The sequence below is a fragment of the Roseovarius mucosus DSM 17069 genome, assembly GCF_000768555.3.
GTDB classification, from domain to species: domain Bacteria; phylum Pseudomonadota; class Alphaproteobacteria; order Rhodobacterales; family Rhodobacteraceae; genus Roseovarius; species Roseovarius mucosus.
This window is the reverse complement of record NZ_KN293990.1, coordinates 1-12,059: the sequence shown is the minus strand read 5'-3', so window position 1 is coordinate 12,059 and position 12,059 is coordinate 1. Positions and strand designations below refer to the sequence as shown.

Genomic DNA, 12,059 nt, shown 5'->3' with positions numbered 1-12,059 from the left:
AAAAAAGCAAAGCCCACAGACGAGCCTGCTATTTGAAGGCCGCTCGCCTGTGGGCTTTGCCACCTCAGGGGCGGGTCATTTTTAAATGATCAAACCGGGTCAGTTTTGAATGCACATTGACACTCAAGCAGGCGGGACAGCCTCTGACCGTCGGATTTCGAAGAGCGCGTGAAACAAAGACTTCATTCCGAAAGCGCGTCCTCGCTTCTCCAATGCTAGTTCCTGTCCAGGAGACCAAGTCTTCCATCTCGTGCTCATCGATACCTGCCATTTGACAGAGCCGTTCGAGCGGCCATGGTTCAAGGTTCAGAACACGCTTTATAGAAAATCCCATTTCGATCGAAAACTGGGCCGATCCGCAGCCATTTGCCGCCGCCATCCTGGATAGGAACGACGGCAGAGTTTCTCGCGGTTTTGGCCTGACGCGAAGTGGGAGCACGTGATCTCCGGGAGCAAGTTGGTCAACAGAAGCGATGAATATTGAGGCTCAGTTGGCCAGCGCGGTTAGATACTCTCTCTCGGTACCAGACTTGCACTATCTGGATTGTAGCGAAAGTTCGTGATGGAGCCATCCCGGATCTTCTCGACTGCCTCATCAATCACAAATAGTGGAACGAGGAACCATTCTCTCGGGGTCACGGGGCGTCCGAAACGATCTGGGATTTGAATGTCGAGCTGGGCCGCCCCAAAGATACGATGGATCAGGTTCTCCAGTTTGGTCTGGTTGATGTTGTAGAGTTCATAGGTCGCCACCACTTCTACTTGCGCCATGAGGAAGGTAGGCTGCAGCTGTGCGCCTGCAATTCTCTTCTCAACACCAAGTGTCGTAACACCGATCTTGTGGACCAGATCGCGGTTCTCGGCGACCATGGGGTGTTCGGATTTGCTGCGTAGAACGTATATCGTGCCAGTTGTGCTGTCACCTTCCTCTGGGGCGTCAGAAAAAAGTGGGCCTGCAACGGATTCCGTGATCCGGCGACCTGCGTCGTCTTTGTTTAGAGCCCGCTGTAGAGAGCGCATCAGCATGTTGCTTTCCGTGCCATTGTCGAAAATGACCCTCAACCTGGCATCCGTGCGCCCTTGATCTGTGAGAGTGCTCTCCCCCATCTCCGCGACGTACGCTTTCTGCCCCTCAACGATAAAGAAGCGTCCTTTTTGGATTTCGGCTTTCAATTCGAATGGGCGCGTCTCACGTTCACCATTATCCAGTTCTCGCTGCACCTTTTCAAAGAGCGGTTTGAATTTATCGAAATCCTCGCACCTCTGGCGATTGGCGGCGTCCTCCGCAGCCTTGCGTTCGACGGCCGATCGGACATGTTTCAACTCCATAATTGGTGACGTTTCCACTTCCACACCGAGCGCAGCAAGAAGCTCATCGTCGTCCAGTTCTTCGTCTTCTACCAATGGGGCTGCACCGGATAGAAGGCCACCGCCGTCAAAATCAGTAAGGAGGTCCATTGCTTCAGGAAGCTCCCGCAACCGTTCTAGGCGCACTGCATAGAGCCGCTCAAAGATGTCACCATCCTCTGAATGGCGCGGCAGGCGTCCATTTTCAGAAACAAACTTCTGAATATCCTCGAACCCGGCGATGATCCGCTCTTCCCGGGGGGTGCGCTTCACCTGCTTTTTCTTTTCGACCTCGATCCCCAATTCAGCGAGAAGGGCGTCATCATCGTCCGTAAAGTTGTTAGCCATTCATCGCCTCCTGCTTCATTCGGGTAAGGAAGGCCACGCCTTCGGCCATGCGTTTCTCCCACGCGTCCGTGGACGTCAATGATGGCAACCGCCCGCGCTCCTGCTTGAACTTCACAGCGCGCTTGGCGAGGTCTCGAGCTTCCTCGGGGGACAACTTGATCTTCTTGGCTTCAATCACGGCCGCCACCTCTTTCAGGCTCTCCTCGCTCATGGTTTTGGCGAGGATTGCGTAGGCTTCGCTGAACGGGTTGATCCGGTCGATCAGATCGATGTCCAGCTCTTTGACACTCAGGGCGAACTGGCGAACGCCATCGACAAAGGCGGTGTTGGACGGCGCGTCGGTGCCATCCCCCAACAGTGCCTTCTTGGCCTGTTGCGTGAAATTCAACGCGGCAATAGCATGTTGGCGCACGGCCTCCTGATCGGCCTCGTCCAGCTCGGGATACTTGTCGCGAACGATCTTGCCCATTTTCACCTGGGTCAGCTCTTCCGGGACCATTTCCTCATCGAACAGCCCACGTTCAATCGTGGTCTTGTCCTGCACGAAGGCCGTGATGACCTCGTTCAGGTCGTTCTCACAGATGCGGTTCGCTTCCGGACTCTTGGGCTGGGTCAGGCCCTTGATCTCGATCTGGAACGTACCCTTCTCTTCGTTGAAGCCCACATTGCACTTGCTGTCGTCATAACCATTCTCGCCATAGTCGAAGCCGTCCTGTGCCGTATTGGCTGGGGTCTTCGGTTTGAACTCGAACTTGGGCGTCAGCACCTGCTCCATAAGCAAGCTCGCCGCGATGGCCTTCAGCGTGTCGTTGACGGCTTCGCGTACCGCTTCTTCCGAAGCATCCGGTTCAGCGATCAGGTTGGTGAAGCGTGCATGGGTCTTGCCCTTTGCATCCCGTGTGGCCCGTCCGATGATCTGCACGATCTCCGTCAGGCTCGAACGATATCCTACGGTCAGGGCGTGTTCGCACCAGATCCAGTCGAAGCCTTCCTTCGCCATCCCGAGCGCGATGATGATGTCCACATGATCGCGATTGTTCTTCTGGCTCGGGTCTTTGAGCGAGGCGGAAACCTTGTCTCGCTTGGCCGGATCATCATCCACCAGGTCGGCGATCCGCAGCACCTTCCCATCGGGGCGCTTCACCAGCTGGAAGCCCGTGGCCGGGTCAGTGCCCTGCCAATCGCCCAAGGCGTCGATGATGTGTTCGACTTCCCGATGCTTGTCCTTCGTACTTTCGCGCGAATTGACGTTCGGAATGTGCAGGATCGTCTTCTCGGTCGGGTCCAGTACCTTCAGCAACTCGTCGGCATAGGAACCGCTGTAGAAGAAATACCCGATGTCGAGCGTCTTCAGGTAGGTGTAGCCGCTGAGCTGTTCGTAATAGGTGTAGGTCACGGTCTCGAACCGCGCCTCATCCTCGGGCGACAGGACGGCCTCGGTGTCGCCGCGGAAATACGATCCGGTCATGGCGACCACATGCGCCTTGTCACGGGCGATCAGGGTGCCGAGATGCGCGCCCAGCTTATTGTCGGGGTTGGCCGAGACATGGTGGAATTCGTCCACCGCGATCAGCCGGTCATCGAAGGCCTCGATCCCGAACTTGTCGACGGCAAAGCGGAAAGTGGCGTGGGTGCAAACGAGGATCTGGTCGTCGCCTTCCAGAAACTTGCCGACCGCCCCTACCTTGCCGCTGTCACCACCGGGCGCGTTGCAGAGGTTCCAGCGCGGCGCGACGGTCCAGTCGGCCCAAAATCCGAACTTCGACAGCGGCTCATCGGCAAAGCTCGATCCGATCGACTTCTCCGGCACCACGATGATGGCCTGCTTCAGACCCTGATTGTGCAGCTTGTCGAGCGCGATGAACATCAGCGCCCGGCTTTTCCCCGAGGCGGGCGGCGACTTGATCAGCAGGTATTGCTCGCCCCGTTTTTCATAGGCGCGCTCCTGCATAGTGCGCATCCCAAGCTCGTTGGACTTGGTGGAGCTGCCATTGGCCGGATAGGAAACGGAAACAGAGGGAACAGACTTGGTCATGCGGAAATCCTGTAGTCTTGCAAATAGGTGATGGCCCATGCTGGCGGGCTGGGCCAACTGCGGAAACCTTTGTCATGCCAGGTCACGCTGGCATCCCCGATCAGTCCATTCGTCTCCAGGTGCCGAACAAAGGCATCATGGTCGTAGAGATAGGCCTCATCGCCGTGCAGAAAGGCGACGTAGATCTGTTTGCCGAGGTACTTCCGGTCGATGACCAGTCGCCCCTTCAACTGCACCTTGAGGAAGGTTTCACCGTCAACGTGAACCGCGATGAAATCGGCTCCCTGCCAATCATCCGTCAGCCGAATGCAGTTGAACCCGTAGTCCGCCATGCGGGCCGCAAGCTTGTGAAAGTTGTAGTTTTCCCGCTGTCGGGAGTTGAGGTCGGCGTAGGGAACACGAGCGAACATCTCAGGCCGGAACCTTCGTCGTCATCTTGGTGTACATGTCGAAGAGTTTTTCGAGGCGTTCGGTGTCGTTCTTGAAGCGGCGGCCGATGTAGATGCGTTCCAGGGTCTCGTCGTTGCGGTCATGGGCCGCGCGGAGGTTGGCGGGCATCTTTTCAGGATCGTAGAGGTCCGCGATGGTGGCCGGGAAATGCGCCTCGCGCGCCAGAAGGATGTCTTCGGCACAGCGGGTCAGGTCTTCACGGTTTTTCTCGGTCAGCTTTGGGACGGGGAAGGTATGAAATGAAATTGATGGCGTATATCTTACACCTGTTCCATGACGCCCGGACACCGCGCGAACCCACGCTAGATGCATTGTGGAGGATGCAAGTGACAATTCAAACATCGAAAAACCATAGGTGATATAAGCAAGGTTCGTGACCATCGTATCAGAGGCAATTAGGATTGGTGTTGTAAAGCTTCGCTCCTCCGGCGTCACAGAGGGAAAAGCCAAAGCAGGCTCGCTCCTATGGCAATACTGAGCAAAACGATACGGAACTGACGCGTAACCATTGGTCGTCTTGGCTTTTGAAGACATCCTGAATGATTTTACTCGTTCTACTCGCTCTACGATCGAAGGAATTTTCGACCAAGTTTCCTGCGTAGCCTCTTTTAGATGCAGAGCATACCGGAATGTTCCGCCCACGATTTCCTTGGTTCCCAACAATGGAACCAAAAAAGCTTCGGCCGACGGTTCTGCCTCTAGTAGGGCGCGCCCTTCGTCTGGTGACAGAATTAAATGGCCGTCATCCCTAGCCATATTTCCCATTATCATTTTTGATAGATGCTGGGAGATTGGACGATCTGCTGATCGAACAACAACGTTCTCGCCCGCCGTCAAATAAGGCGAGATATTGCCCACAGATCTCTTCGTGTCATCCTCGTAGATGAACTTCTGCCCCGAACCTTTTCTACGGCCACCCACCACTACGACGTAAACACCAGCGTTATCGGTAGCATTGTTCTGCCATTTGAAAGGAGTATGCGCGAAGTGTATCTCCTGTCCTTCAGCCCACATGCGTGGCCATATGAACTGGACCTGCTCCCCCTGACATATGGAACTTGTAGCAACGAATGAGAAAGCAGCGGGTGTTTTCGAAACAAAATCAAATGCCTTGAGAAACCACCCTGTCACATAGTCAGCATCTTTGAAGTCAGCATGTCCCTTAAATGTTCTCTCAAGATCGTTTTTCTCGTATGGCTCCTGCTTCCTCGCGCCCTTGTATGGAGGGTTGCCGCAAATATAGGTTTCCCCGCCCTCGTTATCGAAGTCGATCTGAGCCTGATCCAAAGGCGTCTGAAACAGATCTTCGGATTGGAACTTCACGCCTGTCCCCGTGGGCGGGCAAATCGACAGCCAGTCTAGCCGCAGAGCGTTGCCGCAGGTGATCCAGTTCTGACTGTCCAACGGCAGGAACTCGGCCAGCGCTTCCTTCTGACCGCGATAGGTCACGTCGCACTGGTATTCCGCGATGATCAGCGCCAGGCGTGCGATCTCGGCCGAGAAATCCCGGATCTCGATGCCGCGGAAGTTGGTCAGGGGAATGTCCGTCTTGCGATCGGCTTCGCCCCGACGGCGGTTGATCTCGGCCTCGATCGAGCGAAGCTGCTTGTAGGCGATGACAAGGAAGTTGCCCGACCCGCAGGCTGGATCGAACACCCGGATCTTGGCGATGCGGTACCGCAGGTTCAGCAGCTTACGGGCGTTGTCGCCTGCCTCCTCCAGCGCCGCGTTCAGATCATCGAGGAAGAGCGGGTTCAGCACCTTCAGGATGTTCGGCACAGAGGTGTAGTGCATCCCGAGGACAGAGCGTTCGCCCTCATCCGCGACCGCCTGGATCATCGAGCCGAAAATGTCGGGGTTGATCTTGGTCCAGTCCAGCCCGCCGATATGGCTGAGATAGCGCTGTGCGATCTTGGAGAAGCGCGGCACCTCGGTCGAGCCGGAGAACAGGCCGCCGTTCACATAGGGGAAGGCATCGGCCCAACGGGGCAGGTTTGCGCTGGCGCGGTCCTTGGTGGCTACGTTCATCGCGCGGAAAATTTCGCTGATGACCTCATGCGTGTTGGTGCCGTCGCGGTTCGACATGCGGTCGATCGTGCCGGTGAACAGGTCGGCGGTGGTGAAGATGTCGGTATCTTCCGCGAAGAAGCAGAAGATCAGCCGCGCCATAAAGTGGTTCATGTCGTGCCGACGCTCGGCCTTGCCCCAATCGGGGTTGTCCTTCAGCAGCTCAACATAGAGGCGGTTCAGGCGGCCCGTCGCCTTGATGTCAAAGGCGCTTTCCTTGATCTGCTTGACGGTCGAGATGCCTGCGAGGGGAAGGAAGACGCCAAAGCTGTCGGGGAAGTCCTTGTAGGCGCAGGCCACGGTGTCGCCGCCGATCAGATCCTCGGCCTCGAAGGTCTGGCCGTCTGTCGCGAGTATGAACTTGGCCTTGTGTTTGGTCGTGGCAGGGCTGTCCTTCAGTGCGGCGAGGGTCTGGGAGACCTCACCCGGCGCGCAGGTTGCCATGTGGATGTTGTTGCGTTGCAGAACTCCGCCCAGGTCCGACTTGTTGGTGTCGCCCTTGCGCAGCTTCTTGATCTCGGTCGCCTTGCGCCCGAAGGCCTCAAGGAAGGCAAATGGAAATTCGGCCGCATCAAAGGGGGTTTCGGCGAGGTCGGAAATGGCCTGCTCGATTTCAACGGGGTTCATGGGGTCTGCCTCGTAAATGGCTGGACTTCGATCTCATGGGCGCGCGCCATGACCGTTTCCAGCTCGTGGTTCATTTGTCGTTCCATCCAGGAGCGGGCGGAGGTGCCGAACGCCTTCTCAAGGCGCAGCGCCATCTCTGGAGAGATGCCGGATCGCCCGTTCAGGAGGTTGCTGAGGGTCTGACGGTTGCACCCGAGCACCTGTGCGGCGTCGGTCACGGAGAGGCCGTTGGGGTCAAGGCATTCTTGGCGAACAAGGATTCCGGGATGGGTCACGTCTGCTCCTTAGTTTCGACGATCGTATGGTGATAATTGTCTATTATCAATCGAGTTTCGATCACAATGGGACCTGGAAGGAGGTCGAACGACCTTACGTAATCATCGGAATCAAGGGCGGGAAGTGGTCGTTCTCCGCAGGATCAACGGATGTCCGCTTTGGCCATATTTTACTGCTCGATTCCAATCACAGAAGATTGGAAAGCCGGCGAGCCGGTGACCTGGTCAGCAGCTGCGGACATGACCTTTGTTCAAAGAGGTCTCCTCATCTCAATGGGAGGGCGTTGCGTATGACATGCAAAGATTGATGGTCAACCATCGACGTGTTGAGCGGAAAACCTTGGCTTTCCGCGTGGATGTTGGCAGGAACGGGACAAGGGGAAAGGCCAGCGTTCCCACTGTCGACTGAATCGGGGTAACATGTACGCTTATCATTCCCGTCCCAGCCCGACTCGCACTTGGCGCGTCAGTAATGCTGACATAGAGTAACGCGAGAAGGAGGACTCAATGCCTTACCTACACGACCATAAGCTCTTCATCAGCCATGCTTGGAAATACAGTGACCGCTACACGAGGGCCGTCAAGTTTCTGAACGATGCACAAAATTTCAAGTGGTCCAACTACTCTGTACCCGAGGACAAAGCCTTCGTGGGCATGAGTTCTGAAGAATTAGGCGAGCAGATGAAGCGCCAAATTCGGCCAGTTCAGTGCGTAGTGATAGTCTCCGGCATGTATGTAAACCACAGTGACTGGATTCAATACGAAATGGATTTCGCAAAGAAAATCGGCAAACCAATTCTCGGGATAAAACGCTGGGGAGAGCAGCGCACTCCTCAGTCGGTCGTTAACTGCGCGGATGAGATGGTGGCATGGAACTCGGCCTCTATTGTGTCTGCAATCCGCCGTCTGGTGCCCTAGATTATGTTTGAGTATCCGGCGCTGTACGAGACTGCCGGCGACTTGTCCGCCAAGTCGCAATCCACCTATCTTTCTCTGATTCGAATTGAATACGCTCTGCTGTTCTTAGCTGCAGTTCTTTCGATGAATTGGAGCAAGGAACCCACCTTCTTCATCGTTTATGCGGTTGTTCTCCTTGCTTCGTTAGGCGTCCTCATCTGTCGGAGTTGGATGAAACCTGAGCAAGATTGGTATCGAGGAAGAGCGCTAGCGGAGTCGATTAAGACCTCGTCGTGGCGCTTTGTGATGAGGTCCAGCCCATTCGAGGATGCGGACTCCATCACTATACCGAGAGGGGAGTTCAGGGAACATCTTCTGGCCATTTTAAAGGCCAATCGCTTCATTGGTGACAAGATGCCGCCTGACAGCGCTGCTAAACAACAAATCCCGGCAAGCATGGAAGAAGTTCGTTCGCTTAATCTTGAGCAGCGGAAAGTGTTCTATTTAGAGCATCGGATCAAGGATCAGCGAAAATGGTATGCGGCGAAGGCCGGTGCCAACAAGCGAGCGAGCAAGCGATGGATGTTTCTGGGCATCGCAGCGTACGCGGTCGCCATTGGTCTGGCGCTTACCCGAGTGGAATACCCGAATTGGGAACTCTGGCCCATCGAGCCGGTGATTGTCATGGCCTCTTCTTTCATTGGCTGGACGCAGATCAAAAAGTTCAATGAACTAGCCTCCTCATACACTCTTACCGCTCACGAAATCGGAATAATTCAGAATCGTGTCGAGGAAATAAATGAGGAGGAGAATTTTTCTGAGTTCGTAAACGATGCGGAGCAGGCCTTCTCGCGAGAACACACCCAGTGGGTCGCGCGGCAGCAAGCGTAGTAGAGCGATGCGCGGTGGCGGATACGGCGCCAAATTATTTTCATACGGAGGGCCGGTCAAAGACCGACGAAGCGCAACATGTCTTACGTTTTCCTTAGCCACTCGCATCCTGACAAACCCTTTGCTAGGAAGCTCGCCGCTGACCTTCGAGCGAATGGGCATACAGTTTGGATTGATGAGGCCGAAATCAACATCGGTGATTCATTGATTGAGAAAATCAGAGATGGCCTTGATCAAGTGGACCATGTTTGCGCTCTTCTCTCGGGCGTATCGATTGAAAGTGCTTGGGTGCAGCGAGAGCTAGATATTGCATCAAATCGAGAGATTGATGAACAGCGGGTAGTTGTCCTGCCATTGCTTCTTGAGGATGTGCCGCTTCCTGGTTTTCTTAAAGGAAAGCTTTATGGAGATTTTAGAAATGAGGATCAGTACGGAGCTTCCCTAGAAGCCCTACTCAGAGCTCTTGGCCCAATTGAAGTTCCGCCCCGCCCAACTCAAGAAGAATTGCATGCACTTAAGGCGCAGCTGGCCGCAGCTCAAGAAACTGTCGCCGCGCATCAAGCTGCCGCTGCGCGAGCAGAAGCGGCTTCTTTACGAGCTAAGTCAGAGCAACTTCGAGAGAAGATTGAAGTGCAAAATGCGAGGTTTCCATCTCACGCTCCAATCAATAATACATATGCGTTTGAAGCAGCGGGAAGCCCGATTACTTTGGATTACCTTCTCTGGGCAATGTCAAAGGCTAAACGGGAAGGCGATCATCATGTGCTAGAAGCATTGCTTACAATCGATGATAAGTGGCCCGAAGCACACCTCATGTTTGAGGCATACGCCGATATGCTCGACAGAAAATAAACACAAACTAAATTTGGAGCAACCGCAACGATGTGGCGCTGCGTTTCGCACTGAGGACCTCTGGCTCCTACGCGATGCAGCGCGGTCCTGTGAATGTCCGGTTTGGAGAAGCTGCGCCGCGGGGTTGGTGGTCCAGGCGAACGTCCGGAGAGGGCCGCGAGCGTCTTGCGGCACCGCCGAGCCGGTCATGCGGCCCGCCGCAGCGCCGCATGATCGCTTTGAGCCCAACGGGGGCGAGGCGCGGCCCGTCACGCTCCACTCTCGCAACATAGATCGGCCAATGAAATGACGCGCCGAGGGAGCCGGCGCGTCATGCAGGGTGATCAGATCGTCTGGCCGCCCGACACCTCAATGCGCTGTGCAGTCACCCAGCGATTGTCGTCCCGCAGAAGGCTGGCGATCATCGGACCGATGTCGTCCGGCAGCCCGACGCGGCCGAGCGCCGTCATCCCCGCGAACTGAGCGTTCACCTCGGCATTGTCGCGGACCAGACCGCCGCCGAAATCAGTTTCGATGGCACCCGGAGCAACCGTGTTTACCGCGATGCCCCGCGCTCCGAATTCCCGCGCCATGTAAACCGTGAGCATCTCGACCGCCGCCTTTGCCGCCGAATAGGCCGCGAAGCCGGGGAAGGAGATCCGCGTCAGGCCGGACGAAAGATTCACGATCCGCCCGCCGTCGGCCAGGTGCGGCAGAAGGGCTTTAGCGAGGAAGAAGACGCCCTTCACATGGACTGCGAACAGGCCATCGAACTGCGCTTCGGTGGTCTCATCGATCAGGGCGAATTCGCCATGCCCGGCATTGTTGACTAGATGATCGAAGCTGTCGCGGCCCCAAGTGTTGCGCAACTCCGAGCGCAGGCTTTCGACGAAGGCCGGAATACTTGCGGTGTCGGCAACGTCGAGGGGCAGCGCCACGGCCTGGCGCCCCATCTCGCGGATGAGGGTCACGACCTCCTGTGCTTGCCCGGCGTTCGAGCGATAGGTGACGATGACGTCGCCGCCGCTTTTGGCGATGGCGAGAGCGGTGTTGCGACCGAGGCCGCGATTGGCGCCGGTGACGAGAGCGATCTTGCTCATGGGAGTGTCCTTTCAGGGTGTCATGGTGTCACTCTGAAATAAAAGTGCGCCGGCGCTTGTAGTTGCCTGAACCTCGCCAAGACTTGCCTGTTTCCATTATTCCCTTCCCCGGCAGGCCAATCCAGAACATAAGATATTGCATGACCATTGCCCAAAGCAGTTCGCCCCTTGCTCAGTTGCTCGTCCATTGCCGCCGGTTCGCCGACGCCAATGCCGGGCCCGACGGTTCGGCGCCGACTCCGGCCCGAGGCCTGTCCGTAGTGCGTGCCCTGCACCCGGGAGAGCTGATGGTTGCCGTCCAGAAGCCCGTGATCGCCATGCTGCTGCAGGGAAGGAAGCGTGTGACGACGCTGGGCGCGAGCTTCGAATATGCGCCGGGGGAGGCGATGGTCATCGCGGCGGATATCCCGACAGTCAGCCGGATCGCCCACGCTAGCATCGCGGAACCCTACTACGCGCTCGTGCTCGAACTCGACCCCGCGATCCTGCGAGCATTGCGCTCGGCCGTCTCCGTGCGGTCGGGTAAAGCGCCGCCCGTGAGGGTGGAGCCGATTGACACAGAGGTCATCGATGCCTCCCTTCGACTTGCGCGCCTGCTGGATCGGCCCGAGGCCCTCTCGGTCCTTGCCGACGGCCTGCTGCGCGAGCTGCATTACTGGCTTCTCATGGGGGTTCACGGCCCCGCCATCGCTGCGCTCGGGGTGCCGGACAGCCACGCGGGACGGATCGCGCGCGCGGTCGATATCCTGCGGCGGGAGTACGCCCGTCCGATCAGGGTCGAGGAACTCGCGGAGGCCGCCGCAATGAGTGAGCCCGCGTTCCACAAGCACTTCCGCGCCATCACGACCCTTTCGCCTCTCCAGTTCCAGAAGCAGCTTCGCCTGATTGAAGCGAGGCGGCTCATGCTGGCAGAGGGCGCGAAGATCGCGCAGGCAGCCCACACGGTCGGTTACGCTAGCGTGACGCAGTTCACTCGGGAATACGGCCGTCTTTTCGATGCACCTCCTGGGAGGGACATACGCATCGCGAATGCCGTCGCCTGAGTGCTCGGGATGCACTTCTGCGGATAGGCCAGCGTCAGCTTCGTCCCGCACTGCGGACCTCAGGGCATTGGAGGATGCTGCGCAGAGCCTTAACAGGCTGCTGAAAAAGTCGGCCCTCGACGCGGTTATGAGAACATGATTCACTTCC

At 56.9% G+C, this 12,059-nt stretch carries 11 protein-coding genes; 4 read left to right on the top strand and 7 right to left on the bottom strand.

Annotated features, from left to right (window positions below):
* Window positions 1–64 precede the first annotated feature (64 nt).
* The 6 genes from ROSMUC_RS21765 to ROSMUC_RS17320 form a co-directional block, all read right to left on the bottom strand.
* On the bottom strand, window positions 65–439 hold the full coding sequence (locus ROSMUC_RS21765; RefSeq protein WP_075571768.1) for a TniQ family protein: 375 nt from the start codon (window positions 437–439) through the stop codon (window positions 65–67).
* 65 nt (window positions 440–504) lie between these two features.
* The gene (locus tag ROSMUC_RS17340; protein ID WP_037275673.1) at window positions 505–1,695 is read right to left on the bottom strand and encodes a GIY-YIG nuclease family protein; all 1,191 of its coding nucleotides are present in this window, start codon (window positions 1,693–1,695) and stop codon (window positions 505–507) included.
* Entirely contained in the window at window positions 1,688–3,730 is a 2,043-nt protein-coding gene (locus tag ROSMUC_RS17335) for a DEAD/DEAH box helicase (RefSeq protein WP_037275672.1), read from the bottom strand. The genes ROSMUC_RS17340 and ROSMUC_RS17335 overlap by 8 nt, the downstream gene beginning before the upstream one ends.
* Complete coding sequence (locus ROSMUC_RS17330; RefSeq protein WP_037275670.1) at window positions 3,727–4,140, bottom strand: hypothetical protein; 414 nt, start codon at window positions 4,138–4,140, stop codon at window positions 3,727–3,729. Before ROSMUC_RS17330 ends, ROSMUC_RS17335 begins: the two co-directional genes overlap by 4 nt.
* A gap of 1 nt (window position 4,141) precedes the next feature.
* A complete protein-coding gene (locus ROSMUC_RS17325; protein ID WP_037275667.1) occupies window positions 4,142–6,874 on the bottom strand; it encodes a class I SAM-dependent DNA methyltransferase in 2,733 nt (910 codons plus the stop codon).
* Complete coding sequence (locus ROSMUC_RS17320; protein WP_037275665.1) at window positions 6,871–7,149, bottom strand: HigA family addiction module antitoxin; 279 nt, start codon at window positions 7,147–7,149, stop codon at window positions 6,871–6,873. The genes ROSMUC_RS17325 and ROSMUC_RS17320 overlap by 4 nt, the downstream gene beginning before the upstream one ends.
* A gap of 507 nt (window positions 7,150–7,656) precedes the next feature.
* Between ROSMUC_RS17320 and ROSMUC_RS17315 the strand changes: the two genes are divergently transcribed.
* The 3 genes from ROSMUC_RS17315 (at window position 7,657) to ROSMUC_RS17305 (ending at window position 9,789) form a co-directional block, all read left to right on the top strand.
* Entirely contained in the window at window positions 7,657–8,067 is a 411-nt protein-coding gene (locus ROSMUC_RS17315) for a TIR domain-containing protein (RefSeq protein ID WP_037275664.1), read from the top strand.
* Window positions 8,068–8,070: 3 nt separating this feature from the next.
* A complete protein-coding gene (locus tag ROSMUC_RS17310; protein ID WP_037275658.1) occupies window positions 8,071–8,937 on the top strand; it encodes a DUF4231 domain-containing protein in 867 nt (288 codons plus the stop codon).
* A gap of 78 nt (window positions 8,938–9,015) precedes the next feature.
* Entirely contained in the window at window positions 9,016–9,789 is a 774-nt protein-coding gene (locus ROSMUC_RS17305) for a toll/interleukin-1 receptor domain-containing protein (RefSeq protein ID WP_075571767.1), read from the top strand.
* A gap of 323 nt (window positions 9,790–10,112) precedes the next feature.
* On the opposite strand, the gene ROSMUC_RS17300 is transcribed toward ROSMUC_RS17305, so the two are convergent.
* The gene (locus ROSMUC_RS17300) at window positions 10,113–10,868 is read right to left on the bottom strand and encodes an SDR family NAD(P)-dependent oxidoreductase (RefSeq protein WP_037275654.1); all 756 of its coding nucleotides are present in this window, start codon (window positions 10,866–10,868) and stop codon (window positions 10,113–10,115) included.
* A 140-nt stretch (window positions 10,869–11,008) separates the two neighbouring features.
* Here ROSMUC_RS17300 and ROSMUC_RS17295 point away from each other — a divergent pair, with 140 nt between their 5' ends.
* On the top strand, window positions 11,009–11,911 hold the full coding sequence (locus tag ROSMUC_RS17295; protein WP_052115436.1) for an AraC family transcriptional regulator: 903 nt from the start codon (window positions 11,009–11,011) through the stop codon (window positions 11,909–11,911).
* The last annotated feature ends 148 nt before the right edge of the window (window positions 11,912–12,059 follow it).

Excerpts from the sequence above, each read along its gene's own strand:
- ROSMUC_RS17330 (WP_037275670.1), bottom strand. The coding sequence starts at position 4,140 with ATGTTCGCTCGTGTTCCCTACGCCGACCTCAACTCCCGACAGCGGGAA.
- ROSMUC_RS17335 (WP_037275672.1), bottom strand. The coding sequence starts at position 3,730 with ATGACCAAGTCTGTTCCCTCTGTTTCCGTTTCCTATCCGGCCAATGGC.
- ROSMUC_RS17325 (WP_037275667.1), bottom strand. The coding sequence starts at position 6,874 with ATGAACCCCGTTGAAATCGAGCAGGCCATTTCCGACCTCGCCGAAACC.
- ROSMUC_RS17310 (WP_037275658.1), top strand. The coding sequence starts at position 8,071 with ATGTTTGAGTATCCGGCGCTGTACGAGACTGCCGGCGACTTGTCCGCC.
- ROSMUC_RS17295 (WP_052115436.1), top strand. The coding sequence starts at position 11,009 with ATGACCATTGCCCAAAGCAGTTCGCCCCTTGCTCAGTTGCTCGTCCAT.
- ROSMUC_RS17315 (WP_037275664.1), top strand. The coding sequence starts at position 7,657 with ATGCCTTACCTACACGACCATAAGCTCTTCATCAGCCATGCTTGGAAA.
- ROSMUC_RS17305 (WP_075571767.1), top strand. The coding sequence starts at position 9,016 with ATGTCTTACGTTTTCCTTAGCCACTCGCATCCTGACAAACCCTTTGCT.
- ROSMUC_RS17300 (WP_037275654.1), bottom strand. The coding sequence starts at position 10,868 with ATGAGCAAGATCGCTCTCGTCACCGGCGCCAATCGCGGCCTCGGTCGC.
- ROSMUC_RS17340 (WP_037275673.1), bottom strand. The coding sequence starts at position 1,695 with ATGGCTAACAACTTTACGGACGATGATGACGCCCTTCTCGCTGAATTG.